The 749-nt window shown below is 65.0% G+C and carries 1 protein-coding gene; it reads left to right on the top strand.

The features are described 5' to 3' along the window. The coding region (locus DQ244_RS19095) for an MFS transporter (protein WP_147251564.1) at window positions 1-749 on the top strand (749 nt) is incomplete at both ends.

Raw genomic sequence — 749 nt, 5'->3', positions numbered from 1 at the left:
TCGGCGTTGGGTGGCGCCGCCGTCAACTTCGAGATGCTGGTCGTCGCGCGAGCCGCACAGGGTGCGTTCAGTGCGTTGCTCGCACCGGCGGCGCTCGCGCTCGTATCCACGACGTTCGAGTCAAGCGGGGAACGAGCCAGGGCGGTGGGCATCTACGGCGGCGCCGCGGCGGCGGGAGCGTCGATCGGCCTCCTCGCCGGCGGATTCGTCACCGAGTACCTTTCCTGGCGTTGGACCCTGTACGTGAACGATCTGATCGCCGTCGTCGCCCTGGCAGGGGTGCTGGGTCTGCTTCGCGGGAGATCGACCGAGAATCGGCCACGAATAGACGCTGTCGGCACGGTGCTTGTCTCCGCCGGACTGTTCGCCGTCGTTTATGGGTTCGGCAGCGCCGTGCGGAGACCGGGCGCCGACGGCTGGACCGAGGCATCGACGGTCAGCTATCTGATCATCGGAGCGATACTGATCACCGCCTTCCTAGGATACGAGCGCCGAGCAGTGCATCCGCTGCTCCCGTTGCGCATTCTCCTTGACCGGGATCGTGGGGGAGCCTACGCGGCGCTTCTGCTCATCGCTGTTGGTTCCTACGCTGTGTTCCTGTTTCTCGCCTATTATCTGACGGCGACACTCGGCATGTCCGCTGTGATGACAGGCCTGGCATTCCTGCCGATGACAGGCATGATCCTCGTCGCCGCCGCAGTCGGCAACACCCTGCTCGGCCCCTGTCTCTTATACACATCTGACGCTGC

It is taken from the genome of Blastococcus sp. TBT05-19, from assembly GCF_003319095.1.
GTDB lineage: Bacteria > Actinomycetota > Actinomycetes > Mycobacteriales > Geodermatophilaceae > Blastococcus.
This window is presented reverse-complemented; position numbering and strand designations above follow the sequence as displayed.